Here is a 25,097-nt window from a genome sequence, read left to right on the forward strand (position 1 = left end):
GCTTTTCTTTTACACCGTATTTCTTCAGCATTTGATATTTTTTTTATCAGAGAGGAATTCTTTTACCCCTATCCAAAGTAAATAGTAAGTGATAATTAAGGCATTACCGTTTTTAGAATTCCGAAATACTAAAAAAGCAAATAAAATGTTATATTGCTACACTATTTCAATACTTTTTAATTCACTGAAATGCCCCAAATCATGAAAAAAGTTTACCTACTACTTACTTTAATTTCAATTTCCGTTTTCTCTCAGAAAAAATTTGACAACATCAAATCGGAGAAACTGGGAGAAGAAAGAAGAATCACTATCGGACTTCCTGCCTCTTACGAAGCTAATCCCGAAAAAAAATACCCGGTTTTATACTTATTAGACGGTGATTATTTATTTGATCCGTTCTCAGGAGCTGTAAATTATGGTGTTTATTGGGACGATTTACCCGAAATGATTATTATTGGTGTTCATCAAAACAAAGATGGCGAACGCTACGACGATACTACTATTGATCAAAACACCGGATTGCCTTTTGAAAAGGGAGCTGATTTTTTTGAATTTATTGGCGCTGAATTAGTTCCTTATATTGAAAAAAAATACCGCACCTCTCCTTTCAGACTTATTGCCGGACATGATACAACAGCCAGTTTTATCAATTTTTATCTGTACAAAGAACAACCTCTTTTTAATGCCTATATTTGTTTAAGTCCTGAACTTGCTCCTAAAATGGAAGTTCGAATTCCGGAACAACTAGCAAAACTAAAAACACCATTCTTTTACTATCTTTCGGTAGCCGACGGTGATATCAAAAAGATCAAAGAACCAATAGAGAAATTAGACAGCAACATTAAAATTGCCAATAATCCGTTGATAAATTACAAATACGATCTTTTTAAAAATACCACTCATTACACCGAAGTTCTGCACTCTATACCAAGTGCATTATATCAAATTTTTGAAGCTTACAGACCGATAAACTCAGACGAATACAACAATAAAATTGCAATTCTCGAAACTGGTTACGCGGATTACCTGGAAAACAAGTACAATGAAATGTCTAAAGTTTTAGGAGTCCAGATTCCGGTTAGAATGACCGACTTTAAAGTAATTGAGAACATTATATTAAAAAAGAATGCTTACGACGAATTAGGCAAAATGGCAGAAATCGGAAATGTCAATTATCCTAAAGCAATGTTGGGTGAATATGAGTTAGGATTGATGTACGAAAAAATGGGCGACCCGAAAAGAGCCTCTAAAAAATACCAAAATGCTTCCCAAATGGAGCCTATTGGAGATTTGAATAAGGATGTGATGTATGAGAAAATTGATGAAATGAATACGCTTTCAAAAAAACCATAACTAATGTCAAAAGTTAAAACTTCTTTTTTTTGCCAGAACTGCGGAACTCAATATGCCAAATGGCAAGGGCAATGTAATGCCTGCAAAGAATGGAATACTATAGCCGAGGAAATTATTCAAAAACAGGAAAAAGTAGCCTGGAAAAGCGAACCCACTCCAACAGGCAAAGCGCCGCGTCCGTTAAAAATTAATGAAATTGATTCGGCTCAGGAGATTCGAATGAATACGACCGACGGAGAACTTAACCGTGTTCTTGGTGGCGGTCTTGTTCCTGGTTCTTTAACCCTTTTAGGAGGAGAGCCTGGGATTGGAAAGAGTACGCTTTTACTTCAGATCTCCCTAAAATTACCTTATAAAACACTCTATGTTTCGGGCGAAGAAAGCCAGAAACAAATAAAAATGCGTGCCGAAAGAATCACGCCGGATAGTGACAACTGTTATATATTGACCGAGACCAAAACGCAGAACATCTTCAAACAGATCGAAGCGATGGCACCTGAAATTGTTATTATTGACTCGATTCAGACTTTACATACGGATTATATCGAATCAACTGCCGGAAGTATCTCTCAGATTAGAGAAACCACTGCCGAACTGATCAAGTTTGCCAAAGAAACCAACATTCCGGTTATTCTAATTGGACATATTACGAAAGACGGAAACATTGCCGGTCCAAAAATTCTGGAGCATATGGTCGATACCGTTTTACAATTTGAAGGCGACCGAAATCATGTGTATCGAATTTTACGTTCGTTAAAAAACCGTTTCGGATCAACAGCCGAACTGGGAATTTACGAAATGTTAGGAAGTGGTTTACGCGAAGTAAGCAATCCGTCTGAAATATTGATTTCACATAAAGACGAAGAATTATCAGGAACTGCGATTGCCAGTACTCTTGAAGGCATGCGCCCGTTGATGATCGAAATACAATCGCTTGTAAGTACGGCAGTTTACGGAACTCCACAACGAAGCACAACAGGTTATAACGCCAAAAGATTAAACATGATTCTGGCCGTTTTAGAAAAAAGAGCCGGATTTCGTTTAGGTGCTAAAGACGTTTTCCTCAATGTAACGGGAGGAATTTCTGTAGATGATCCCGCGATTGACTTAGCGGTCGTTGCAGCCATCTTATCTTCAAACGAAGATATTCCGGTAACAAAAGGATTTTGCTTTGCAGGTGAAGTTGGCTTATCTGGAGAAATTCGTCCGGTAAATCGGGTAGATCAAAGAATTCAGGAGGCTGAAAAATTAGGCTTCAATACTATCTTTGTTTCCAAATACAATAAAATTGCCTTAAAAAACACAGGAATCAAAATTGAACTCGTGGCTAAAATTGAAGATGTAGCCAGTATTCTTTTTGGTTAATTTTCTATAAACCTACTTTATGAAATTTCCAAAACAAAAAACAAAAAAAGCACTCTTAATACTAGCCCTGGTATTAGCAGTGCTTTTTTTAGGATTTTACTTTTTCCGTGATTCGCTTTTAAAACAAGCCATTGCAAAAGTAACCCTCAAAATGAATGTGGAATACAACAGTACTTTTTCTGTAAAATCCGCTTCTTTTGAAGGTTTATCCGGTATTAAATTAACGGATGTGATTCTGGCTCCAAAAAATGCGGACACTCTTTTTCATATTCAAAAAATAGAAACCAGCGTTAGCTTGTCTAATTTATTAATTGGTGACGTTCAGGTTGGCACTTTAAAAATAGATAACGGATACATTCAATTGGTCAAAAAAGGAAAAATCCGCAATTTTGATGCGTTTCTTAAAAAAGACCCTTCCGACACCGATAAAAACGAAAAACGCAAGTATGCTACTTTTGCTTATCGTATTATCTCCAAATTGCTGAATTTGGTTCCTACGGATATGAAATTGGAAAACCTGATTTTTAAAATTGACGACAATGGCAAAAAAACGTCTGTTGCCATAAATAAACTCGTTTTAAACAACAAACAACTCGAAACCAATCTTCATGTACAAAGCAAGGATTTTGACCAGCGTTGGAACATAAAAGGATTTGCTGATCCCAGAAACAAAAAAGCAGACATTCGTTTTTTCAATTTAGACACCGGCGCTATAAAAGTTCCGTATTTGGATGAACGTTATAATCTAAAAGCGAGTTTTGATTCTATACGTCTGAATGTAGAAAACATTGAGAAAAGCGGAAGTGAATTGCACATTGACGGTTACACTTCGATTTCAAATCTAAAAATAAATCACCCTAAAATCGCCAGCAAGAACGTAGTGATTAAAAATGCGCGTTTTGACTATCGTTTCTTATTGGGTAACGATTTTATCTCGATCGACAGTACTTCGACCATGCAGTTGAACAAAATAAAAGTGCGTCCTTATGTTTCTTATAATACAGAATCAGATACCATCTACACCTTAAAAGTTGCTATTCCGAAAATGAAAGCGCAGGATTTTATTGTCTCGCTTCCCGATGGATTGTTTACTCATTTTCAGGGAATGGAAGCAACAGGGAATTTTGATTACAAACTAGATTTCAAATTCAACAAAAACAAACCGAACACCTTGGTTTTTGACAGCAAACTAAACAAAGAAGACTTAAGAATCACAAAATACGGGGAAGCTGATTTAAATAAATTAAATGGTGAATTTGTATATCGCGCTATTATTCAAAATGTAATGCAGCGTCCGGTTTTAGTTGGAAATGCAAATCCAAATTACACGCCTTTAGACCAGATTTCGCCTTATTTAAGAAAATGTGTTTTAACGACGGAAGATCCTTCGTTCTTTTCGCATCGTGGTTTTATCAATGAAGCCTTTAAACAATCGATTCTAAAAAACATCCGAACCAAAAAATTCTCTCGCGGCGCCAGCACCATCAGCATGCAGTTGATTAAAAATGTCTTTTTGACGCGTGAAAAAACCCTTTCGCGTAAACTTGAAGAAATTTTATTGGTTTATATTTTAGAAAATAATCGCATCGCAAGCAAAGAAAGAATGCTCGAAGTGTATTTCAACATTATCGAATGGGGACCTAACGTATACGGAATTGGAGAGGCGAGTCATTTTTATTTCCAAAAAAGCCCGTCGGCTTTAAATGTTGATGAATGTTTGTATTTAGCGACGATTATTCCTAAACCACGAAAATTCATGTACCAGTTTAATGATCAGGGTAATTTGAAAGACTACGCCATAAAGAATCAGAAATTCTTACGGAATTTGATGTTTCGCAGGGGTCTTTTAATTCCTGAAGATACTATTGGACAATTACCGGTTTATATATCCGGAAATGCCCGTTCGTTATTGCGAATTAAAGCGCCGGATTCAACAGCGGTTCCTGTTGATTCTTTATCAGTAGATGATGAATTTGATCTTTAAAAATTATAAAAATAAATTAAACCCGACAGGTTTTTGAAACCTGTCAGGTTTAGTTTTATATTAGGGTGCCGGATCGGGAATTATTGCCTGAACTTCGTTTATTTCCGTAATGATTTCTTTGGAAAGCACCACATCAATTGTATCGATGTTTTCTTTTAATTGTTCCAAAGTTGTAGCTCCAATAATGGCACTGGTCAAAAATGGCTGTTGTAACACAAATCCCATTGCCAATTGAGTCAGAGTCAAACCATGCTTGTATGCAATTTCCTGATACAAACGGGTAGCCTGTGTACATTGCTCACTGTTATAGCGCGTGTATTGCGGGAAAAGTTTGATTCTTGCATTTGGATGTTCTTCTCCGCTTAAAAATTTACCGGTCAATACGCCAAACGCTAAAGGAGAGTAAGCCAACAAACCGATATTTTCATATTTTGAAACTTCAGCAGAACCTACCTCAAAAAGACGATTCAATAAAGAATACGGATTTTGAACGGTTTTGATTCTTGGCAGATTGTTGTATTTACTTTCTTCCAGCAAACGCATCATTCCCCACGCATTTTCATTAGAAACTCCAATATGTTTTATTTTTCCCTCTTTGATTAATACATCAAAAGTCTCCAGAATTTCTCTGAAGTTATCTTCCCAAACATCATCATGACCGTTAAAAGCACGTTGTCCAAAATAATTGGTTTTTCTTTCCGGCCAATGCATTTGGTACAAATCGATATAGTCGGTCTGAAGGCGTTTTAAACTGTTTTCTACCGCATATTTAATACTTGCAGGCGAGAAATCTAATTGATCTCTCATATAGGTGAAACCCGGATTTGGACCTGCAATTTTGCTAGCCAAAACTACTTTATCACGATTACCTGATTTTTTAAACCAGGAACCAATGACTTTTTCGGTACTTCCATAAGTCTCCTGACGTGCCGGAACCGAATACATTTCGGCAGTATCAAAAAAATTCACTCCTCTTTCGAGTGCGTAGTCCATTTGAGCATGTCCCTCGGCTTCTGTATTTTGCTGACCAAAAGTCATTGTGCCAAGATTTATTTTACTAACTTTTATATCGGTGTGCGGTAACGTTGTGTATTTCATTTTTTTTTCTTGAGGTTCTAAGTTACTAAGTTTCTGAGGCTCTGAGATTGCCTGTTCTGAATTATAAGACTTCAAATATACAAAGGGAATTAGCAATGGGGAGTAGGACAAAAGTTAAAAAAAAGTTACACTTTTTTTTAAAGGTACTGAGGTGCTGAGTTACTAAGGTGCTGAGTTTTTTTACTTGAAACGATAAAAGGCTCAAGATTTCACCTTGAGCCTTTTTGATATAAATCTTAGAGTCTCAGCGACTCAGAACCTTAGCAACTTAACACAATATCCCAATCTTCCATTTCTTTTGACAAATTTTCTTTTGAGACTATTCGATTATATTTGACATCATCTAGTCCTTCTTCGACTTTATTATGGTATTCAGATAATGATACAGGGTATCCTTTTGCGTCACACGAAACTACTTCATTTAAATAATTATCAAAAACAGAAGATACAATTTGCAGCACTCTTTCATCTGCCAAATCCAACTGAAGTCTTATCTTATCTTTTAATTCCGGAAGTCCCATAATTTTAGGTTTTAAAAAATCAAAGTTACGAAAAACCAGAGCTTTAAGTTTTCACTGAAACAACAAAAGGTCCAAGGAAAATCCTTGAGCCTTTTGCATATAAATCTTAGAGTCTCAGCAACTCAGAACCTTAGCAACTTAACACATTATCCCAATCTTCCATTTCTTTTGACAAATTTTCTTTTGAGACTATTCGATTATATTTGACATCACCTAGTCCTTCTTCGACTTTATTATGATATTCAGATAATGATATAGGATTCCCTTTTGCATCATACGAAACAACTTCGTTTAAATAATTATCAAAAACAGAAGATACAATTCGCAACACTCTTTCATCTGCTAAATCCAGCTGAAGTCTTATCTTTTAATTCCGGAAGTCCCATAGTTTTAGGTTTTTAAAAATCAAAGTTACTAAAAACCAGAGCTATAAGTTTTCACTGAAATAACAAAAGGCCCAAGGAAAATCCTTGAGCCTTTTGTCTATAAATCTTAGAGTCTCAGCAACTCAGAACCTTAGCAACTTAATTAATACTATTCAGCATCTCTGCGATTTCATCTAGTCTTGGTGTTAAGATGATCTCAATTCTACGGTTCTTCGCTTTTCCTTCCGGAGTCGCATTACTCGCAAGAGGAGAAAACTCACTACGTCCGGCAGCCGTTAATTTTTGCTTATTGATTTTTTCATTTTCAGTCAAAATTGCCACAATTGCAGTTGCTCTTTTTGTCGATAGGTCCCAGTTGTTTGTAATTGGTCCTGAACCTACATATGGATCATCATCAGTATGTCCTTCAATAAGAACCGAAAGATCAGGATTATCACCTAATACTTTACCTAATTCAACAACCGCTTTTCTACCTTCTACTCCAACAGCCCAGCTTCCTGAATTGAAAAGTAATTTATTTTCCATAGAAACGTATACTTTTCCGTTCTTCTGTTCTACTGTCAGACCTTTTCCTTCAAAACCGTTTAAAGCTTTAGACAAGGTATCTTTTAGTTTTTTCATTGCGGCTTCTTTGGCAGCAATCATAGCTTCAAGTTCATTTAGGCGGCTTGCAGTTTTGTCTAAACGCGCTTGTTCTTCGGCTAATTTTTTTGATTTTGCTTCTAATTGCGCTAACAATTCGCGGTTTTTATTCATGTTGCTTTCCAAAGCATCATTGCTGTTTTTTTCAAGTGCATTGTACGAATCTTGTAGCACTTTGTATTTTTTTTGTTCTGCAGCCAGATCCGCTTTTTGTTTTTCAAGATCGGTTTTGGTACCTGCAAGATCTTTAGTTAATTTATCACGGTCTAATTCTAACTGATTTTTTGCTTTCTTTAAATCTGCATTTTCATCACTAACAGAACGATTTTCTTTTTTTAGATCTGAATATTTAGATTCCAAATCGTTGTAAATTTTCTTAGAGACACAAGAAGTTGTAGATAAGGCTAATACTAGCAATCCGATTGAGGCTTTTTTAATCATTTTATTTAATTTTTATTTGAGGCGTTTACTAATTTAAAACATCTTGTTTACTGAAGCTCCACGATAACCGTGTTTTTTACTTGTCCCTTCGAACAAAGAAAAACCACAGCATAATGCAGGGGCATCACTTGAAAACGTAATTTTTATAACAATAACGATACCAAGATTACTCAATCTCTACTAAAACCGGGCAATGATCGGAGTGCACGGCATCCGGAAGGATAACGGCACGCTTTAATTTATGTTGCAAGGAGTCGCTTACCAAATTATAATCGATACGCCAGCCTTTATTATTGCCTCGGGCTCCTGCACGATAACTCCACCAGGAATAATGATGCGGATCTTTATTGAAATGACGGAAGCTGTCCACAAAACCCGATTTCATAAAAGTATCCAACCAAGCACGTTCGGCCGGCAAAAATCCCGATACGGTTTTGTTACGAACCGGATCATGAATATCTATCGCTTCGTGACAAATATTATAGTCCCCACAAATAACCAAATTTGGTATTGTAAGTTTTAACTCGTTTATATACGTTTGAAAATCATCCATAAACATAAATTTATGGTCTAATCTTTCAATATTTGTTCCCGACGGAAGATACAAACTCATCACCGAACAGTCGTCAAAATCAGCACGAAGGTTACGTCCTTCAAAATCCATATGATGAATTCCGGTTCCGTAAATGACATTATTTGGCTTTATCTTAGACAATATAGCCACGCCACTGTACCCTTTTTTTGTCGCAGGATAATAGTACTGATACGGGTAACCCGCTGCTGTTATGTCGTCTACCGGAATTTGTTCTTGTGTTGCCTTTATTTCCTGAAGACAAATAACATCCGGATTGGCCTGTTGCAACCAATCGATAAATCCTTTTGAAATTGCGGCTCTGATTCCGTTTACATTATAAGAAATGATTTTCATTACAGTTTTATTTTAGGATTTCAAATGTAATAAAAAAGTGGAAAGTTTGCGTTTGAAACAGCAAAAAGTAGAGTTTTTTGTTATCTTTGTTCGCTGCTCTAATAAATTAAAAATAGTACATGGGTTTAGTTACCGCGAAAGAAGTTGCAAAGGCAATAAATGTTGACAAGTACGGAGTATTAGGTACTTTTTCGGGTTGGATGCTTATGAAGGTTCTAAAAATATCAACCCTCAATAAGATCTACGACCACAATAAACATTTAGAGGATGTTCCGTTTTTAAATGGAGTTCTTGATGAATTGCAAATTAAATTTGAAATTCCTGAAGAAGATCTAAAGCGTTTACCAAAAGACGGCGCCTATATTACCATTTCAAATCACCCACTTGGAGGAATTGATGGTATTTTGTTGTTGAAATTAATGCTTGAAAGAGAGCCTAATTTTAAGATTATCGCCAATTTCCTGTTACACAGAATCGTTCCTCTTAAAAAATACATCATGCCTGTAAATCCTTTTGAAAATCATAAGGATGCCAAATCAAGTGTGGTTGGAATTAAAGAAACTTTACGTCATTTAAGTGACGGAAAGCCTTTGGGAATCTTCCCTGCAGGAGAAGTTTCTACTTACAAAGATGGAAAATTAGTCGTAGATAAACCTTGGGAAGAAGGTGCTTTGAAGCTGATTAGAAAAGCAAAAGTTCCGGTTGTTCCCATTTATTTTCACGCTAAAAACAGCAAATTATTTTATTGGCTTTCCAAAATCGATGATACTTTGCGCACAGCAAAATTACCATCTGAACTGTTAACGCAAAAAGATCGCGTTATCAAAGTACGTATTGGAAAACCGATTTCTGTAAACGAACAAAACGAAATTGAATCGTTTGAAGAATATTCCGAATTTTTAAGAAAGAAAACCTATATGCTTGCTAATCCTTTCGAAAAGGATAGCAAATTAATCGATACTGCAAGTTTAAAAATACCGAAAGCACCTAAAAAAATCGTGACACCCGCAAGTGAAAGCGCCATGATTGCTGAAGTAAACGCATTGCGATCCAGCGATTGCCGTTTATTGCAAAGCAAGAATTACGAAGTGTTTTTTGCCAGAGCGAAAGCAATTCCGAATGTGCTGCATGAAATTGGTCGTTTGCGTGAAATTACTTTCCGTGAAGTTGGAGAAGGAACCAATGAGTCTATTGACTTAGACCAGTACGACAAATACTACCACCATATGTTTTTGTGGGATGATGATACCAAAAGAATCGCCGGTGCTTACCGCATGGGATTGGGTTCTGAAATTTATCCAAAATACGGTATTGAAGGTTTTTATCTGAATGATCTTTTCCGATTTGAACCGGAATTACATGATATGATGCATAAATCGATCGAAATGGGTCGCGCTTTTATCATCAAAGATTACCAACAAAAACCGATGCCTTTGTTCTTGTTGTGGAAAGGAATTATTCATACCACTTTGCGTTATCCTGAGCATAAATATCTTTTGGGTGGGGTAAGTATCAGTAACCAATTTTCTGATTTCTCTAAATCGCTGATGATTGAGTTTATGAAATCAAACTATTACGATCCTTATATCGCACAATACATACATCCGAAAAAAGCCTATAAGGTTAAATTGAAGGATGCTGATAAAGATTTTATTTTTGATGAAGCCGAATCTGACTTAAACAAATTTGATAAAATCATTGATGAACTAGAGCCGGGGAATTTGCGTTTACCTGTTTTAATTAAGAAATACATCAAGCAAAACGCCCGCGTAGTAGCTTTTAACGTCGATCCGTTGTTTAACAATGCTGTAGACGGCTTAATGTACATCAGAATCGCCGATATTCCGGAAAGCACTATGAAACCCGTTATTGAAGAGTTTCAAATAGAATTAGAGCGTAAATTATCTGAAAAAGAAGATTAGCGCTTTACACTAAATAAACAAAACCCGTTTCGAACTGAAACGGGTTTTTTGTTTTTTACTTAAAACGGATTAGGCTAACTCTTTTCCAATCTCGTCCATTTCATCAAACTCATCTTTCGGATCGGCACCATACTCATTTTGTCCATCATCTCCTTCCGTACAAAGTGAGATAAAGAACCATATTACACCTATCAAGGGAATTAAAATAATAAATATAAACCACCCACTTTTACCAACGTCATGTAATCTTCTCACCATTACTGCTAAACCCGGGATAAAAACTACTAAACCGTATAACCCTCTAAAAACTCCCAATTCCAAACCTCCAGGGCTTAAGTTAGCAAAATAATCAAGCACTCCTAAAATCATAGATATTAGCGTACTAGCTAAACAGTAGTACCAATATTCGCTTCTTCTCGCTCTTCCACTAAAATTTGCATAGTTTTCAAAAACTACCTTCTTGTACCACTCAATCATGATTATTCTTTTTTTTAATAATTTTCTTACTCTTAAGGATTTTCAGTTCCTCCTTTGGATTTAACTTTCAACAGAAATAATTCGTTCCAAAACCAAATTATACCGCTATCTTTCTCAATAACAACACGAAAGACATTCCTTCAAAAATTGCATAAAAAAAATACAACCCATCTCTTTCGAGATGAATTGTATTCGTATAAAAACCATCGTAATAAATGGTTCTTGTCTTATTTAGAACCAGCCTTTTTGACCAACTTGGTAAGTCTCATAAAACTCGTCGTCTGTTTTTATTAAATATAGAATTCCTTCTATAAGTCCTATTACGGCACCAATTCCACACAAAAGACCTAATATCAACTGAATAACTCCTTCTTTTGTATAACCTAAATAAAACTTATGGATTCCTAATCCACCTAATAAAATTGCAAGAACTCCTGCAACCACTTTTTTATTTTCTTGTTTCACTCCTTGTGGAGCATTCCATGATTCTTGTTTTGTAGTTTCCATCTTTATATTGTTTTTTCTTTTAATTATTGCAATTCAACTTTTCCAATTTCATTAATCTCCTCAGTCGGATTTTTAGGGTCTGACCCGTATTGGTTTGGTCCATGATTTCCTTCGGTACAGAACAAAATAAGAATCCAGATTCCTCCGATAAATGGAATAAAAGCAATTAAATAAAACCAACCGCTTTTACCAACATCATGCAATCTTCTAACCACAACTCCCAAAGTAGGAACAAGTGTCAGCAAGCTATAAATTCCAAAAAGAACATATCCTATAATAACTCCCGTTAATGCATCTCCAAGAACGCTACCAATTATAACTCCTATTACAATTAATAAAGTAAAGATTATTCCGTTAGCAAGTGCAAAATACCAATACTCACTTCTTCGTGCACGTCCTGTAAAATTTGCATAGTTATCAAAAACCACTTTTTTGTACCATTCAATCATAATTAATATCGTTTATTAGTTAATTTCTGTTCTCCGGAATTTTTACTAACTCCTTTCAAACCTTATTTAATTGTATATTTTTATCAAAACACTTTCTTGAACAAAAGCGCAAATCCCATTTATTACAATGGGATTTGTATGTTTTTAGAACCATCCTTTCTTACCAACCTGATAGGTCTGATAAAAATCTTCATCTGATTTTGTAAGATAAATGATTCCTTCTATGAAACCAATAATCCCTGCAATACCACAGGTTACAATACTTAAAACGAGTTGAATTACCCCTTCTTTGGTATATCCTAAAACGAATTTATGAATTCCTAAATACCCAAAGATTATTCCCAAAACTCCGGCAAGAACTTTTTTGTTTTCTTGTCTTGGAGCTAATGGAGTATTCCAAGATTCTGTTTTTGTCTCTTCCATATTATAGTTCTTTTATAGATTATTATAGCTCTGATTTTCCAATTTCATCAATTGTATCACTATACCCTTTAGGATCTTCACCATACTCATTTGTACCTTTATCTCCCTCCGTAGCCAACAATATGATATTATAAATAGGAATTAGAATATACCAACCACTTTTACCAATATCATGCATTCTTCTGATTGCAACAGCAATTGATGGAATAAAAACGGCTAAGCTATAGACGTTTGCTAAAGGGGTAATGCTAGGCGAGATTAATGCAGCAATAAAACCTACTATAAATCCAAATATAATGCTTACAATAATGTTTGCCAAAAAGAACATCCAGTACTCTTTTCTTCTTGCTCTTCCTTCAAAATTTGCATAGTTTTCAAAAACCACTTTTTTGTACCATTCAATCATAATTAATATTGTTTGTTAGTTAATTCCTACTCTTTAGGATTTTCGGTTACTCCTTCAGATTCTAAAGAAATCCTATTTAGATTGATTCTTCAAAAAATCGAAAACAATATTATTAAAAATTAACAAATAAAACTAATAATCGTCACAATATTTACAGGAAAAGACTCGTTATTAAAACCCAAAATAAAGGTTAAGAAACAGAATAAAGCGCTTTTATTTTATCGACAATTACCTGAGCCAGACGCTCATGACTTTCAAATGTCCATCCGGCAATATGAGGTGTCAGCAAAACGTTTTTAGCTTCCAGTAAATATTGGAAAGCCTCGGGTGTATTTTTATCTTGAAAAAGCGTCTCAAAAGACAACTTTTCGTATTCCAAAACATCTAAACCGGCTCCTAAAATCCTTTGCGTTTTCATCGCTTCCACTAAATCGGCCGTTACAATATTTTTCCCACGAGAGGTATTGATAATCCAAAACGGTTTTGCAAAAGCTTTTATAAAATCAGCATTGACCATTTTATCTGTTTCGGGAGTCCATGGAAGATGCAAACTCAACACATCAGCTTTTTCTTGCAACTCCGACAAAGAAACCTGTTTAGCGTTTTCATCACCAACATTATCCAAAATATCATAACAAAGAACCGTTGTCTCAAATCCGCGCAGTTTCTTTGCAAAAGCTTTCCCCATATTTCCGTACCCAATAATACCCACTGTTTTGCCGTCAAGTTCATGACCACGGTTACTTTCGCGGTTCCATTGTCCGTTTTTTATTTCTGCATCGGCTTGATTCAAATTATTAAACAAAGACAAAATTACTCCTAACGAATGTTCTGCAACAGCGTTGCGATTTCCCTCAGGTGCTGCAATCAGATGAATTCCTTTTGCTTCAGCATACTCACAATCAATACTTTCTAAACCCGCTCCCACTCTGGCAATAAATTGCAGATTAACGGCTTTGTCTAAAAAGGTTTTATCAATTTTAAAACGGCTTCGGATTACGATTCCGTTGTAATTGTGAATTTTAGCTTCTATTTCTTCTTTAGTAGATTTAAAATCGGCCTCATTTTCAAAATTAGCTTCTTCTAATTGTTTCCAGAGAATAGGGTTATTACTGTCGATATGTAGAATTTTTGTGCTCATAAATAAATTTAATTATACGAATTGAAAAACAAAAATACAGCATATTCTTCATTTTTGAATTCCAAAAAACATAGTTTCCGCCCAAACAAAACGTTCTGACTTTTTTATTGGCTTTATTTTTTTTAACTTTGAATAATCGAGAAATCTCAGGCTTTTTTGCCTTTCTCTTGTTTCCGCATCTTTAGAATATATTCCACATGAAATTAACCAAAACTTTTAAAGCCTTTTTTGCAAACGAAAAATCAGGAGGGCTTCTTTTACTTTTTGTCACTATACTGTCCCTTTATCTGGCTAACTCTTCTATGCAAGCTGATTATATTAGTTTCTGGGATCACGATTTGGGAGGACATTCGATCACACACTGGATTAACGACGGCTTGATGACGATTTTCTTCTTATTGATTGGTTTAGAATTAGAACGTGAAATTTATCATGGAGAGCTATCGAGCATCAGAAATGCCTCATTGCCAATTATGGCTGCTTTTGGTGGTATGCTTGTGCCGGCAGCAATTTTCCTTGCTTTAAATTTTGGTACCGCTACGCAAAACGGCGCCGGAATACCAATGGCAACGGATATTGCTTTTGCAATTGGAATTTTATCGCTTTTGGGAAGCCGCGTTCCTGCCTCTCTAAAAGTATTTTTAACCGCATTGGCCGTAATCGACGATTTAGGAGCGATCATTGTTATTGCCATTTTCTACACCACAACGATAGCTTTTGTAAATCTTGCCATTGCATTGGGAATTTGGGCTCTTTTATTTGTCTTGAATCGAATGAAAGTTTACAATATTATTCCATATTTAATTGGTGGTGTCCTGATGTGGTATTTTATGCTTAATTCCGGTGTTCACGCTACTATTACGGGAGTTATACTAGCCTTTGTAATTCCTTTTGGGAATGGTGACGAAAATTCTGTTTCTCATAAACTGGAACACTTCCTGCACAAACCTGTCGCTTTTGTTATTCTTCCTTTATTCGCTATGGCAAATACCTGTATCCCGATTGAATCGGACTGGCACGAAGGTTTAAACCATCCCAACACATACGGTATTATTTTAGGATTAGTAGTTGGAAAACCTCTTGGAATCTTTTTGTTTTCTTTGATCGGAGTAAGTGCCGGTATGTGTACACTACCCAAAAACCTCAAATGGGCTCATGTCATAGGTGCGGGAATGCTTGGAGGAATTGGTTTTACCATGTCAATCTTCATTACCATTTTAGCTTTTCACGATCCCGAAACCATTGTTTTTTCTAAAATAGCCATTTTAATCGCCTCTGTAGTTTCCGGACTATTTGGCTTCTGTTATTTGAAATATACTTTGAATCAAAAGAAAAAAACGAAATCCAAAATTCCAACGTAACGTTGTTGGAATTTTGGATTAAAAAATGGGCCTATATAAAGTACTTACAATTGCAAAACAATTCCAGTCTAAAGATGTAGCGGACCAAATACCCTGACCTTGCCGCTAAAGCCATTATTACTTGAGGTTGCACCAATAGCCTCAATGCTACCATCTGCCGAGAGCGAGACACTATTACCGCTATAATCATTGGCGTTACCATTAATACAGGCAACCTGTGTCCAACCTTCTACCCTATTTTTGTAGACCTTCACTTGCCCGGAATTGACACCATTGACATTGCCTCCCGTAGCTCCAATCGCCAATACATTACCGGCTGCAGAGAGCGAAACACTAATACCGAAATAATAACCACTTGCTTCTCCATTAATCGCTGTTAACTCCGTCCAGCGCGTTGAGTTCCATTTATATACCTTAACTTGTCCTGAGTACTCCCCATTAGACTTTGCTCCATATGCTCCAACAGCCAAAGTACCGCCATCCGCAGCGAGGGAAACACTTGCGCCAAAATAACTCCCCTTTTTACCATTAAAAGTAGTCCCTACTTGCATCCAATTCCCATCATTATTCTTGTAGACCTGTACTTGACCTGAATTTTCACCATTGGCATTACCGGCACTGGCTCCAATAGCAAGGATACTACCGTCTACAGAAAGGGAAATACTTTGTGTACTGCAATAGCTGCTTGCTCCTCCAATAATTGTATTTCCAATCTGTGTCCAATTTCCATTCCAATTTTTATAGACTTTCGCTTGTATCGCATCACCATCTGATTGTCCCCTGGCCACAACAGCAAAAACATTACCATTTGATGAAAGCGAAAGACCATTACCGTAAAAACAACCATTAGAAAAAGCTACTTTAACATCAATCCCTTGCTGTTTCCAATCTCCATCCTCTTTCTTATACACCCGAATCAAACCATTGTTCGTTACAATAGCCAACGTATTACTATCAGCAGAAAGAGAAACAAAAGAACCAACGGTTTCGTAAGCCGCTTTTCCATTAATTGCAGTACCTTCCTGCGTCCAGCCCTCTGCAGTATTCCTATACACTCGAACCTGACCTGAAGATGTTCCGTTATCTGTAGCGCTGGGTGCCCCAACAGCCAGCGTCTTGCCATCTGCGGAAAGCGAAACACTTCTGCCACTATTAGAATTAAGCTCCCCGACAATATCAACTCCCACTTGTGTTTGTCCAAAACCAAGTATTGGAAATAATAAAATAAATAATTTTGTTTTCATCCTTGCAAAAATTTATAAATCAATGCAAAGTACTTCTCGGCTATCATACCGACTTTATTCACTTTATTTCTGTGAAAACAAAAATTATACTCGTATGTTCTCTTGAGAAATTTGATTAAGGAAAAGTTTAAACTATCATCAGCTAAAAAAGAAAAAATCCCAAATCCCAACATTCATAAGTTGGAATTTGGGATTTAAAAAATTGGAATTTTACTTCCCGAATTTTATCCTTTTATCTGTTTCAGCGAAGTTTTGATTCCTTTAATTAAAGAAGAACTAAATCCGTTGTGTTCCATTTCATTAAGTCCCACAATGGTACAACCCTGTGGTGTCGTAACCCGATCGATTAATTGTTCCGGATGTACCTTTTCCTCTAAAAGCATTTTTGCAGCTCCTTTCACCGTTTGCGCTGCTATGGCTAAAGCGGTATTCGAGTCAAATCCAATCTCGATTCCTGCCTGCATAGAAGCACGAATATAACGCAAAGCATATGCTGTACCGCAAGCTCCCAAAACAGTTGCAGCATCCATCAGTTTTTCATCGATTATAGGAGCAGTCCCTAAATCCTGAAACAAATCTACAATTGGCAATGCTTTTTCTCTGTCTTTTTCGGGAAAAGAGATACAGGTAGCGGATTCTCCAAATTGGGCCGCAATATTGGGCATAATTCGGATCACCGGAAATTCATTATTTGTTTTAGTTTGAAGCATCTCAAGAGATAATCCACTCACAGCAGAAGCGATAGTTTGGTTTTTGATCACCGGCAAAATTTCTGCTAAAACAGTATCAACCTGATACGGTTTAATGGTTAAGATCACCACATCAGCTTCTTGAATATTTTGTTTATTGTCGGATGAAACTGTAATTCCGTATTCAGACAAATACTGAATACTGGCTGTGTTTCTCCTTGTAACAGTAACCTGATTGTGTTTAGAGAATTGTGCAATTCCGAGCGCAATAGAAACACCAAGGTTTCCTCCTCCTATAATGTGTACTTTCATTTTGGTTGTTTTTTGGTCTGTTTTCTGAGCTGATTAACAGTTTGTTTTCCGCTTACAAATTACATAGATTTTATTCATTTTAAATCACTGAAATCCATCAATTTGTGGCAAAAATTTAAAATCCAAGAATCAATTTGGCGACTCCAAAGTAGAGCATAATTCCAAAGACATCATTGGTCGTGGTGATAAAAGGACCTGTTGCAATTGCCGGGTCGATTTTATTTTTATGTAGAAAAAGCGGCACTAAAGTTCCTAAGGTTGCAGCAAACAAAATTACCACGATCATCGAAATTGAAATTGCTAATCCTACTAAATATTGCTGATACATCACCGAATGGTAGCCTAATAAAAGTAACGAGATAATCGTTCCCGAAATCATCGATACGCTAATTTCCTTGCTGAAATAACCGCGGCTAAATTCTTTTAAAGTTCCGTTCGCCAAACCCTGAACAACGATTGCCGATGCCTGAACACCGATATTTCCTGCTGTTGCAGAAAGTAAAGGCACGAAAATAATTAAGGTAGAATATTTTTGAAAGGTTGCTTCGTTGCCTTTCAGCACAAAGGAAGCGACAATTTCAATCACCATTCCGATTAGAAGCCAAGGTAAACGTGCTTTTGTCAGTTCAAGAACGCTGTCATTTGACTCTACGTCTTGTGTAATACCGGCCGCTAATTGGTAATCTTTGTCGGCTTCATCTTTGATCACGTCTACGATATCATCAATCGTAATACGGCCCACCAAACGTCCTAATTCGTCGACAACAGGAATCGCCTCTAGATCGTATTTCTGCATGATACGTGCCACCTCAACATCTTCGGTATCTACATTTACAAAATTCAGCTTTCGGATATAAATATCACTAATTTGAGTTTTAGTGGAAGTTGTTAATAAATCTTTTAGCGAAAGCCTTCCTTTCAATCGGTTTTCGTCATCAACAACATAAATAGAATGTACTCTGGATACGTTTTCTGCCTGAATACGCATTTCTTTCACGCAAGTTAGTACATTCCAATTTTCATTGACTTTTACCAACTCTTTTCCCATCAAACCACCGGCAGAGTTTTCATCGTAACGCAATAATTCGACAATGTCTTTTGCGTGTTCAACGTCATTTAACTCTGAGATTACTTCGGCTTTAATTTCCTGAGAAAGTTCTGCGATAATATCTGCCGCATCATTGGTTTCAAGCTCATCAAGCTCTTCTGCAATTTCTTTCGGCGAAAGTCGGCTTAAGATATTCTCCCGCAAATCATCTTCCAACTCTAAAAGAATCTCAGCCGTTTTATCACTATCTAAAACTTTAAAGATGTAAGTTGCCTCATCAAAATCTAATTCATCTAAGATTTCGGCGATATCGGCATGGTGCATATCATTCAGTAAAACTTCAAGTTCTTTGTCGTTTTTACTAACAATGTGCTCTTCTAATTGTTGGACTAATTCTTTGCTAACTTTGAACTCCATCGGCTTCTATTTTTTGAGTCAAAACAATAAATTCTTCAACGCTCAGCTGCTCGGGACGTTTATCAAAGATAGTGTCTTCTCGCAATTGGTCTGATAAATTTAATGTTTTCAAACTGTTACGTAATGTTTTTCGTCTTTGCTGAAAAGCAGTTTTCACCACTGTAAAGAACAACCTTTCACCACAAGGAAGACTATAATCTTCCTTTCGGGTCATTTTCATCACACCCGATTTAACCTTGGGCGGAGGAATAAAAACATTTTCGTCAACAGTAAACAAATACTCTGTATGATAGAAAGCCTGAGCTAAAACGGATAAGATTCCGTATGCTTTTGATCCTTTTTTCTCGCAGATTCGTTCTGCAACTTCTTTTTGAAACATCCCCGAAAACTCCGGAATCTGATGTTTGAACTCCAGGGTTCTGAAAACAATCTGAGTCGAAATATTATACGGGAAATTCCCAATAATAGCGAATTGTTTGTTCTCGTAAACCTCGTTAATATTGTATTTCAGGAAATCCTGAGAGATAATTTTATCTTTAAGTTTTGGATAATTTTCACCCAAATACACCACTGATTCTGTATCAATCTCGATCACATGGGTATTAATTGGTTTATCAAGCAAATATTTAGTCAGCACACCCATCCCCGGTCCTATTTCTAAAACCTCATCATATCCTTCTAAACTCAAAGTATCTGCAATTGCTTTGGCAATACTTTCATCTTTCAGGAAATGCTGTCCTAAATGTTTTTTGGCTTTTACTTTTTCCATTATTCTATTTTATTTGCCACAAGGGCCTAAGAGGTTTGGTTTAGCCACAAAGGCGCTAAGACACAACTCTTTATTTTTTATTTATTTCTTGTAACTGCTGAATATTTCACAAATATCTAGTCTCTTTTAATTACAATAAGAAAATTGTCTTTATTCTTATCAATCTTATTTTTCACAGGAAATCGACTAACGCTCTCCATTAAACGCAAAAAGCTATAGAATCTCTCTACTTTAGACAGCTTAAAAAATTCCTCTTGCTGTTGTTTATTGCTTTCTTCTTTGGTTTGAAATCGAATTTCCATTAGCTTATCTATTTATAAAAATGAATCCTTCTATCTTAAAGATCGAAACTGAAAACGGAGACTGAGACTGAAATACTAATGTTCCGAAACTACTTCCAGTTCTGTTCTGAAAGAAAGCATTTTATCTGCGAAAAGCTCTAAAGCCTCCTGACGAAATCTTGGTGCGTCTTCCATATAATACTGCTCTAAAGTCTGTTTGCTATCCGTAACATATTGAACAGAGTAGGTTACACCGCCCATTTCCTCTTCAATTAAAACCTTTACAATTCTGGCGGAAGAAAATTTCCCTGTCCCTAAAATTTCCGGTATATGTTTTTCCTGCATCCATTTTAACCATTGGTCATGAACGCTTTCGTGTATGTTTGTGGTAACGTTGTAAATAATCATTCTGTCTCTTCTTTTAATTCTTATTATTCTCAGAGTTTGGAATTTGGAATTTCCTTTTTTTGGAATTTTACAAATTGGTATCTCCCCGCAATTGGCGGTATTTTTTTCTCGCATCAACAAAGTAAATACTGTCCTGATGGTTAAAAATTATCTTTTCATATAAAGGCTTTGCCTTTTCTGTGTCTTTCAATTCATCGTTGTAAATTTCTGCGGAGAAGTACAACGCCTCGTCTACATAAATTCCGTCGCTGTGATGGTCAATAATTTGCTGATATTGACTTAAAGCTGCACTATAATCTGCCAGACTTTCATAAATTTTACCTAAACGCAACATCGTAACAGCTTCAATTTCCTGCCCTTTAAAGGTTTTCAAAATCCCCTGAAACTGGCCTATAGCTTCCTGTTTTTTATTTTGATATAGCAGAAAATCGCCTTTAGCAAACTGTTTCAATGCCGTTTGTGTCGAATCGGCAACGGTATTATCGTTTATCAGCAAAAAATATTCAAGAGCATCATTGGCAATCAATTGTGTATTGGCCGATTTAAGTTCTTTAAACTGTTTTAAAGCCCATTCAAAATCGGTTTTGTAATAACTTGTTTTAGCAGCTTTCAAACTTGCCTCATGTGACATAACATCATTCTTTAAATCCAATTGAATTTGCGAATAATAAATCAAGGCTTGATTGAATTTTTCTTCCAAAAGCAAGATATCTCCCAACTCCATTTTAGCATCAGCCTGTTGATAATCGTTCAGATTAAGCTCTAATGCCTTTTTAATAATTGCCTTGCCCTCTTCCGGTTTTTTTAAATTGAAAGCCAGAAAATGTGCCTGAATTATTTGCAAAGATAAGGTAAAAGGAGTGATTTCATAGGTTGTAAGCAATTGTTGCAGTTCTGCATCAATTGCAGGGTAGTCTTTTTCTTGTGCTTTTGCAATTTTAATCTGCATCAGACGTGCGTTTGTCTGAATCAACAAATCTAAATCTCTGGTATTTAAAAGAATAAAATTTAGAATTTCTGAAGCCGTTTCGGTGTCGTCTTCATTCAATGCAAACTGACTCAGATTCACAATACTCATCAACGATTCCGGTTCTCTTTTATAAATGGCTTTCTCCTGAATAAAAGCCTTTCCGAATTCTTTCTGTTGCACATAAAACCAACTCAGATAATGATTCCAGAACACGTCCTGATCTTTTTGTGTTCTCAGGATTAATGCCTTTCTCATTGCATCTTTAAAACTTGTATTATCTGCCTCGCCATTCATAAAACGGGACAATTGTGTCTGAATTAAATTGGCATTTTGAGGATTCTGGTAGGATTCGGTTAACAAAAGGTCTATCATCAAATCGGTCTTTCCTAACTGACCGTACAACATTCCGATTTGAAAATTAAAATTGTAATTCGGCTGTATTTCCATTGCCGTTTGATACGCTTTTAAAGCATATTCCAACAATACTTTTTTCTCGAATGAATTTCCGATTCCGTAAACATCATTTGGGTTTGTTCGGATTTTTTCAATTGCTTGCTCGTAATAGTCTTTGGCTTTGGATTCGTTTTTCTGAAGTTGAAAATTATATCCTAATTCTACTAAAAAAATACCTTGTTTGTATCGGTTGTATCTTTCCTGAATCGCTTTTTGAGCAATATCAAATTGCTGCAATTGCTGATAGCAATCTACAGTTCTTAAAAAATACTGACTGTTGGATGGTGAACCACTTAAAAGCTGTTCGTAACTGACTTTAGCTTTTTCAAAATCGCCTTTATCGTAGTAATATTGAGCGAGTTGCTCATTTTGTGCAAATGTAAGGGTGGACCACAACAAAACGATATAGATAAAGATGTTTTTCATATTTCAGTTTTTTTGAGTTGTAGTTGCCGTTACTAAATTAAACCTAACAGGTTTTAAAAGCCTGTTAGGTTTGTATTGTAACTATAAAAGTTAATCTATAATGTCAAATCCGCAGTAAGGACGTAATACTTCCGGGATTACGATTCCTTCCGGAGTTTGGTAGTTTTCTAAAATTCCGGCCAAAACTCTAGGTAACGCCAATGAACTTCCGTTAAGTGTATGTGCCAATTGGTTTTTACCGTCTTTGTCTTTGAAACGTAATTTCAAGCGATTGGCCTGAAAAGTTTCGAAGTTAGATACTGAACTGATTTCTAACCAACGATCTTGTGCCGTAGAAAACACCTCAAAATCATACGTCAACGCTGAAGTAAAACCCATATCGCCACCACAAAGACGTAAAACTCTGTAGGGTAATTTCAATTCCTGCAAAATATTTTTTACATGCTCCACCATTCCGTCAAGCGCTTTATATGAATTGTCCGGATGCTCGATTCGAACGATTTCTACTTTATCAAATTGGTGCAAACGGTTTAACCCACGAACATGTGCTCCGTAAGAACCTGCTTCACGACGGAAACATGGTGTGTATGCCGTATGTAAAACCGGTAATTCACTTTCGCTTAAAAGAACATCGCGGAACAAATTGGTCACGGGAACCTCAGCTGTTGGAATCAAATACAAATCATCAATCGTTGAGTGATACATTTGTCCTTCTTTGTCCGGCAATTGTCCTGTTCCGTATCCTGAAGCTTCGTTTACCAAATGAGGTACCTGAACTTCATTGTATCCTGCGGCTGTATTTTTATCTAAAAAGTAGTTGATTAAAGCACGTTGCAAACGAGCTCCTTTTCCTTTGTAAACCGGAAATCCGGCACCTGTAATTTTTACACCCAATTCGAAATCGATGATATCGTACTTTTTCACTAGATCCCAGTGAGGCTGAGCACCTTCGTGCAAAACCGGAATTTCTCCTTCTTCAAAAACATTCAGATTGTCGTCCGGTGTTTTTCCTTCCGGGACAATATCTGCGGGAAGATTAGGTAACGTGTATAATTTGTTCGTTAATTCGACCGCCAAAGCTTCTGCTTTTTCGGCTAATTCTTTACTTTTTTCTTTTAAGGAAACTGTTTTTTCTTTTAAGATTGCGGCTTTCGATTTCTCTCCCGCTTTCATCAGTTCACCGATATCTTTGGACAATTTATTAGATTCAGATAAAACATTGTCTAATTCTGCCTGCGCAGCACGACGGTTTTCATCTAATTGCACCACTTCTTCAACAACGCTTTTAGCATCGATATTTCGTTTTGCTAAAGCCTTGATTACTTTCTCCTGATTTTCTCTAATAAATGCGATTTGTAACATAGCTTGATTTTTGTAACTATTTTATTTTTATATAAAGGAAGCAAATTTAAGGAAATGTTTGTTAAGATTAAGGACAAAGTTGTGTGTAAAAGAGAATTTCACGGAGTTTCGTAAAACTAATGTGGAGATTTACCAAAATTCAGGTTAATTCCACGGAGTTGCGCGAAGCTGACACAGAGATTTGCTAAGATTTATATAGGACTCCGTTAGCCACAATTCTCCAAAAAAAGAATTCCACAGAGTTGCACAGAGTTAACACAGAGATTCGCAAAGATTTATATTAAACTCTGTGTATCTCTGTGTTTTTTTCTTTGCGAATCTCTGTGGAACAAAAAACTAAACTCTCTTAATCTCATGAGCCTAAATAATCTAGAAAGAGAATTTCGCAGAGTTGCACAGAGTTAACACAGAGATTCGCAAAGATTTGGATTAAACTCTGTGTCTCTTTGTGTTTTTTCTTTGTGAATCTCTGCGGAACAAAAAACTAAACTCTCTTAATACTAAAAAGTTGCACGAAGTTGACGCAGAGACTCGCAAAGATTTGGATTAAACTCTGTGTGTCTTTGTGTTTTTTCTTTGCGAATCTCTGCGAAACAAAAAAATTAAACTCTATGTCTCTCTGTACTTTTTCTTTGCGAATCTCTGCGGAACAAAAAAACTAAGCTCTCTTAATCTCATGCCCCACAAATTCCTCTAAAACCGCAAACATTTCATCTACCGAAAGCACTTCTGTATCGGGATGTGATTTTAGAAATTCTGCATTAAGGGTAACCAGATTTTCTTCTAATTCGAAAAAGGTATCATTGTTTAATAAATCTCTTGTTGGATTTACACCTTCCAGTTTTCCTTTTAAAAACTTACCAATTTTGACACTGCTTAATAATCGAACTCTTTTAGCCTGTGTTTGAAATAATTCTAAATGCTTTTCAGCACCAATTAAAGCGAGCCCTTCTTCGATCAATTCATTCAATTCTTTGTTCCAACCGGAGTTGTAAACGAATTGTGCAAAATTGCCTTCGGTATATTGTGATGTATAATAATCTAAATAATAACTCATCAGCGCATCTTCGTGAATCAAATCGTCGTCGATTTTTTCCTCGCGCATCAGATTAATTACCGATATATTTGAGTTGATAATGTCCTGAGGGCTTGCACTGTTTGCTGCGGTTTCTGATATAATGATTCTGCCGAATTCCATTTTGAGTTTTGTTTTAATGAGTTTGATGCAAATTTCGGGTAAAATAATGGAGAAACTGAAATTACGATTAAAAAAAAACAGCAGTAAACTTTTGCTTACTGCTGCTTTTTATGACA

24 protein-coding genes are annotated in these 25,097 nt (G+C 36.1%); 5 read left to right on the top strand and 19 right to left on the bottom strand.

Translation table 11 applies throughout. The annotated features are described in order from the left end of the window. The first annotated feature begins 201 nt into the window (after window positions 1-201). Genes LNP23_RS03880 through LNP23_RS03890 form a run of 3 tightly spaced genes read left to right on the top strand, consistent with a single transcriptional unit; the run spans window position 202 to window position 4,702 of the window. Window positions 202-1,353, top strand: coding sequence for an alpha/beta hydrolase (locus tag LNP23_RS03880; RefSeq protein ID WP_230003864.1), 1,152 nt, complete (start codon window positions 202-204; stop codon window positions 1,351-1,353). Between the two features lie 3 nt (window positions 1,354-1,356). Beyond that, complete coding sequence (radA, locus tag LNP23_RS03885; protein ID WP_230003866.1) at window positions 1,357-2,718, top strand: DNA repair protein RadA; 1,362 nt, start codon at window positions 1,357-1,359, stop codon at window positions 2,716-2,718. 19 nt (window positions 2,719-2,737) lie between these two features. Further along, the gene (locus LNP23_RS03890; RefSeq protein ID WP_230003868.1) at window positions 2,738-4,702 is read left to right on the top strand and encodes a transglycosylase domain-containing protein; all 1,965 of its coding nucleotides are present in this window, start codon (window positions 2,738-2,740) and stop codon (window positions 4,700-4,702) included. A 60-nt stretch (window positions 4,703-4,762) separates the two neighbouring features. On the opposite strand, the gene LNP23_RS03895 is transcribed toward LNP23_RS03890, so the two are convergent. From LNP23_RS03895 to LNP23_RS03915, 5 genes are all read right to left on the bottom strand, one after another. Beyond that, a complete protein-coding gene (locus LNP23_RS03895) occupies window positions 4,763-5,800 on the bottom strand; it encodes an aldo/keto reductase (protein WP_230003870.1) in 1,038 nt (345 codons plus the stop codon). A 260-nt stretch (window positions 5,801-6,060) separates the two neighbouring features. Beyond that, the gene (locus tag LNP23_RS03900) at window positions 6,061-6,321 is read right to left on the bottom strand and encodes a hypothetical protein (protein WP_230003872.1); all 261 of its coding nucleotides are present in this window, start codon (window positions 6,319-6,321) and stop codon (window positions 6,061-6,063) included. 130 nt (window positions 6,322-6,451) lie between these two features. After that, window positions 6,452-6,652 carry a hypothetical protein gene (locus LNP23_RS03905; RefSeq protein WP_230003874.1) on the bottom strand — a complete coding sequence of 67 codons (201 nt, stop codon included), beginning with the start codon at window positions 6,650-6,652 and terminating at the stop codon, window positions 6,452-6,454. Window positions 6,653-6,845: 193 nt separating this feature from the next. Further along, window positions 6,846-7,790 carry an OmpA family protein gene (locus tag LNP23_RS03910; RefSeq protein ID WP_230003876.1) on the bottom strand — a complete coding sequence of 315 codons (945 nt, stop codon included), beginning with the start codon at window positions 7,788-7,790 and terminating at the stop codon, window positions 6,846-6,848. 166 nt (window positions 7,791-7,956) lie between these two features. Next, complete coding sequence (locus tag LNP23_RS03915; protein WP_047777036.1) at window positions 7,957-8,718, bottom strand: exodeoxyribonuclease III; 762 nt, start codon at window positions 8,716-8,718, stop codon at window positions 7,957-7,959. A 119-nt stretch (window positions 8,719-8,837) separates the two neighbouring features. Between LNP23_RS03915 and LNP23_RS03920 the strand changes: the two genes are divergently transcribed. Beyond that, entirely contained in the window at window positions 8,838-10,640 is a 1,803-nt protein-coding gene (locus tag LNP23_RS03920) for a GNAT family N-acyltransferase (protein ID WP_047777035.1), read from the top strand. A 69-nt stretch (window positions 10,641-10,709) separates the two neighbouring features. Here the strand turns inward: LNP23_RS03920 and LNP23_RS03925 are convergent, their stop codons facing one another. The 6 genes from LNP23_RS03925 to LNP23_RS03950 all read right to left on the bottom strand — a co-directional run bounded on the left by LNP23_RS03925 (window position 10,710) and on the right by LNP23_RS03950 (window position 14,043). Further along, window positions 10,710-11,117, bottom strand: coding sequence for a DUF805 domain-containing protein (locus tag LNP23_RS03925; protein ID WP_230003878.1), 408 nt, complete (start codon window positions 11,115-11,117; stop codon window positions 10,710-10,712). A 231-nt stretch (window positions 11,118-11,348) separates the two neighbouring features. Next, window positions 11,349-11,624 (bottom strand): TM2 domain-containing protein, encoded by a 276-nt coding sequence (locus tag LNP23_RS03930; RefSeq protein WP_047777032.1) that lies wholly within the window; start codon window positions 11,622-11,624, stop codon window positions 11,349-11,351. Window positions 11,625-11,647: 23 nt separating this feature from the next. Next, entirely contained in the window at window positions 11,648-12,073 is a 426-nt protein-coding gene (locus LNP23_RS03935) for a DUF805 domain-containing protein (RefSeq protein ID WP_230003880.1), read from the bottom strand. 144 nt (window positions 12,074-12,217) lie between these two features. After that, window positions 12,218-12,496, bottom strand: a complete 279-nt coding sequence (locus LNP23_RS03940; protein WP_047777029.1) for a TM2 domain-containing protein — start codon at window positions 12,494-12,496, stop codon at window positions 12,218-12,220. Window positions 12,497-12,518: 22 nt separating this feature from the next. Further along, window positions 12,519-12,902 carry a DUF805 domain-containing protein gene (locus tag LNP23_RS03945; RefSeq protein WP_230003882.1) on the bottom strand — a complete coding sequence of 128 codons (384 nt, stop codon included), beginning with the start codon at window positions 12,900-12,902 and terminating at the stop codon, window positions 12,519-12,521. A 190-nt stretch (window positions 12,903-13,092) separates the two neighbouring features. Next, window positions 13,093-14,043 (bottom strand): 2-hydroxyacid dehydrogenase, encoded by a 951-nt coding sequence (locus LNP23_RS03950; protein ID WP_230003884.1) that lies wholly within the window; start codon window positions 14,041-14,043, stop codon window positions 13,093-13,095. Window positions 14,044-14,240: 197 nt separating this feature from the next. On the opposite strand from LNP23_RS03950, the gene nhaA reads away from it, so the two are divergent. Beyond that, the gene (gene nhaA, locus LNP23_RS03955) at window positions 14,241-15,404 is read left to right on the top strand and encodes a Na+/H+ antiporter NhaA (RefSeq protein ID WP_230003886.1); all 1,164 of its coding nucleotides are present in this window, start codon (window positions 14,241-14,243) and stop codon (window positions 15,402-15,404) included. A gap of 68 nt (window positions 15,405-15,472) precedes the next feature. Here the strand turns inward: nhaA and LNP23_RS03960 are convergent, their stop codons facing one another. From LNP23_RS03960 to LNP23_RS03995, 8 genes are all read right to left on the bottom strand, one after another. Continuing rightward, window positions 15,473-16,648: a WD40 repeat domain-containing protein gene (locus LNP23_RS03960; protein ID WP_230003887.1), complete on the bottom strand. Its 1,176-nt coding sequence runs from the start codon at window positions 16,646-16,648 to the stop codon at window positions 15,473-15,475. 224 nt (window positions 16,649-16,872) lie between these two features. Further along, entirely contained in the window at window positions 16,873-17,649 is a 777-nt protein-coding gene (proC, locus tag LNP23_RS03965) for a pyrroline-5-carboxylate reductase (RefSeq protein ID WP_047777022.1), read from the bottom strand. A 115-nt stretch (window positions 17,650-17,764) separates the two neighbouring features. Continuing rightward, window positions 17,765-19,114, bottom strand: coding sequence for a magnesium transporter (gene mgtE, locus LNP23_RS03970; protein WP_047777021.1), 1,350 nt, complete (start codon window positions 19,112-19,114; stop codon window positions 17,765-17,767). Continuing rightward, window positions 19,098-19,883 carry a 16S rRNA (adenine(1518)-N(6)/adenine(1519)-N(6))-dimethyltransferase RsmA gene (gene rsmA, locus LNP23_RS03975; protein ID WP_047777019.1) on the bottom strand — a complete coding sequence of 262 codons (786 nt, stop codon included), beginning with the start codon at window positions 19,881-19,883 and terminating at the stop codon, window positions 19,098-19,100. Before rsmA ends, mgtE begins: the two co-directional genes overlap by 17 nt. Before the next feature lie 377 nt (window positions 19,884-20,260). Continuing rightward, window positions 20,261-20,572 (bottom strand): DUF4286 family protein, encoded by a 312-nt coding sequence (locus LNP23_RS03980; RefSeq protein WP_230003889.1) that lies wholly within the window; start codon window positions 20,570-20,572, stop codon window positions 20,261-20,263. A gap of 67 nt (window positions 20,573-20,639) precedes the next feature. Further along, window positions 20,640-22,421, bottom strand: a complete 1,782-nt coding sequence (locus LNP23_RS03985; protein ID WP_230003891.1) for a tetratricopeptide repeat protein — start codon at window positions 22,419-22,421, stop codon at window positions 20,640-20,642. A 90-nt stretch (window positions 22,422-22,511) separates the two neighbouring features. Beyond that, window positions 22,512-23,783: a serine--tRNA ligase gene (serS, locus tag LNP23_RS03990; RefSeq protein WP_230003893.1), complete on the bottom strand. Its 1,272-nt coding sequence runs from the start codon at window positions 23,781-23,783 to the stop codon at window positions 22,512-22,514. 658 nt (window positions 23,784-24,441) lie between these two features. Continuing rightward, window positions 24,442-24,981, bottom strand: a complete 540-nt coding sequence (locus tag LNP23_RS03995) for a DMP19 family protein (RefSeq protein ID WP_047777012.1) — start codon at window positions 24,979-24,981, stop codon at window positions 24,442-24,444. Window positions 24,982-25,097: the final 116 nt, after the last annotated feature.

The organism is Flavobacterium cupriresistens (assembly GCF_020911925.1).
Taxonomy (GTDB): Bacteria; Bacteroidota; Bacteroidia; order Flavobacteriales; family Flavobacteriaceae; genus Flavobacterium; species Flavobacterium cupriresistens.

Coding starts and splice junctions, on each gene's coding strand:
- LNP23_RS03880 (WP_230003864.1), top strand. CDS start 202: ATGAAAAAAGTTTACCTACTACTTACTTTAATTTCAATTTCCGTTTTC.
- radA (WP_230003866.1), top strand. CDS start 1,357: ATGTCAAAAGTTAAAACTTCTTTTTTTTGCCAGAACTGCGGAACTCAA.
- LNP23_RS03890 (WP_230003868.1), top strand. CDS start 2,738: ATGAAATTTCCAAAACAAAAAACAAAAAAAGCACTCTTAATACTAGCC.
- LNP23_RS03895 (WP_230003870.1), bottom strand. CDS start 5,800: ATGAAATACACAACGTTACCGCACACCGATATAAAAGTTAGTAAAATA.
- LNP23_RS03900 (WP_230003872.1), bottom strand. CDS start 6,321: ATGGGACTTCCGGAATTAAAAGATAAGATAAGACTTCAGTTGGATTTG.
- LNP23_RS03910 (WP_230003876.1), bottom strand. CDS start 7,790: ATGATTAAAAAAGCCTCAATCGGATTGCTAGTATTAGCCTTATCTACA.
- LNP23_RS03915 (WP_047777036.1), bottom strand. CDS start 8,718: ATGAAAATCATTTCTTATAATGTAAACGGAATCAGAGCCGCAATTTCA.
- LNP23_RS03920 (WP_047777035.1), top strand. CDS start 8,838: ATGGGTTTAGTTACCGCGAAAGAAGTTGCAAAGGCAATAAATGTTGAC.
- LNP23_RS03925 (WP_230003878.1), bottom strand. CDS start 11,117: ATGATTGAGTGGTACAAGAAGGTAGTTTTTGAAAACTATGCAAATTTT.
- LNP23_RS03930 (WP_047777032.1), bottom strand. CDS start 11,624: ATGGAAACTACAAAACAAGAATCATGGAATGCTCCACAAGGAGTGAAA.
- LNP23_RS03935 (WP_230003880.1), bottom strand. CDS start 12,073: ATGATTGAATGGTACAAAAAAGTGGTTTTTGATAACTATGCAAATTTT.
- LNP23_RS03940 (WP_047777029.1), bottom strand. CDS start 12,496: ATGGAAGAGACAAAAACAGAATCTTGGAATACTCCATTAGCTCCAAGA.
- LNP23_RS03945 (WP_230003882.1), bottom strand. CDS start 12,902: ATGATTGAATGGTACAAAAAAGTGGTTTTTGAAAACTATGCAAATTTT.
- LNP23_RS03950 (WP_230003884.1), bottom strand. CDS start 14,043: ATGAGCACAAAAATTCTACATATCGACAGTAATAACCCTATTCTCTGG.
- nhaA (WP_230003886.1), top strand. CDS start 14,241: ATGAAATTAACCAAAACTTTTAAAGCCTTTTTTGCAAACGAAAAATCA.
- LNP23_RS03960 (WP_230003887.1), bottom strand. CDS start 16,648: ATGAAAACAAAATTATTTATTTTATTATTTCCAATACTTGGTTTTGGA.
- proC (WP_047777022.1), bottom strand. CDS start 17,649: ATGAAAGTACACATTATAGGAGGAGGAAACCTTGGTGTTTCTATTGCG.
- mgtE (WP_047777021.1), bottom strand. CDS start 19,114: ATGGAGTTCAAAGTTAGCAAAGAATTAGTCCAACAATTAGAAGAGCAC.
- rsmA (WP_047777019.1), bottom strand. CDS start 19,883: ATGGAAAAAGTAAAAGCCAAAAAACATTTAGGACAGCATTTCCTGAAA.
- LNP23_RS03980 (WP_230003889.1), bottom strand. CDS start 20,572: ATGATTATTTACAACGTTACCACAAACATACACGAAAGCGTTCATGAC.
- LNP23_RS03985 (WP_230003891.1), bottom strand. CDS start 22,421: ATGAAAAACATCTTTATCTATATCGTTTTGTTGTGGTCCACCCTTACA.
- serS (WP_230003893.1), bottom strand. CDS start 23,783: ATGTTACAAATCGCATTTATTAGAGAAAATCAGGAGAAAGTAATCAAG.
- LNP23_RS03995 (WP_047777012.1), bottom strand. CDS start 24,981: ATGGAATTCGGCAGAATCATTATATCAGAAACCGCAGCAAACAGTGCA.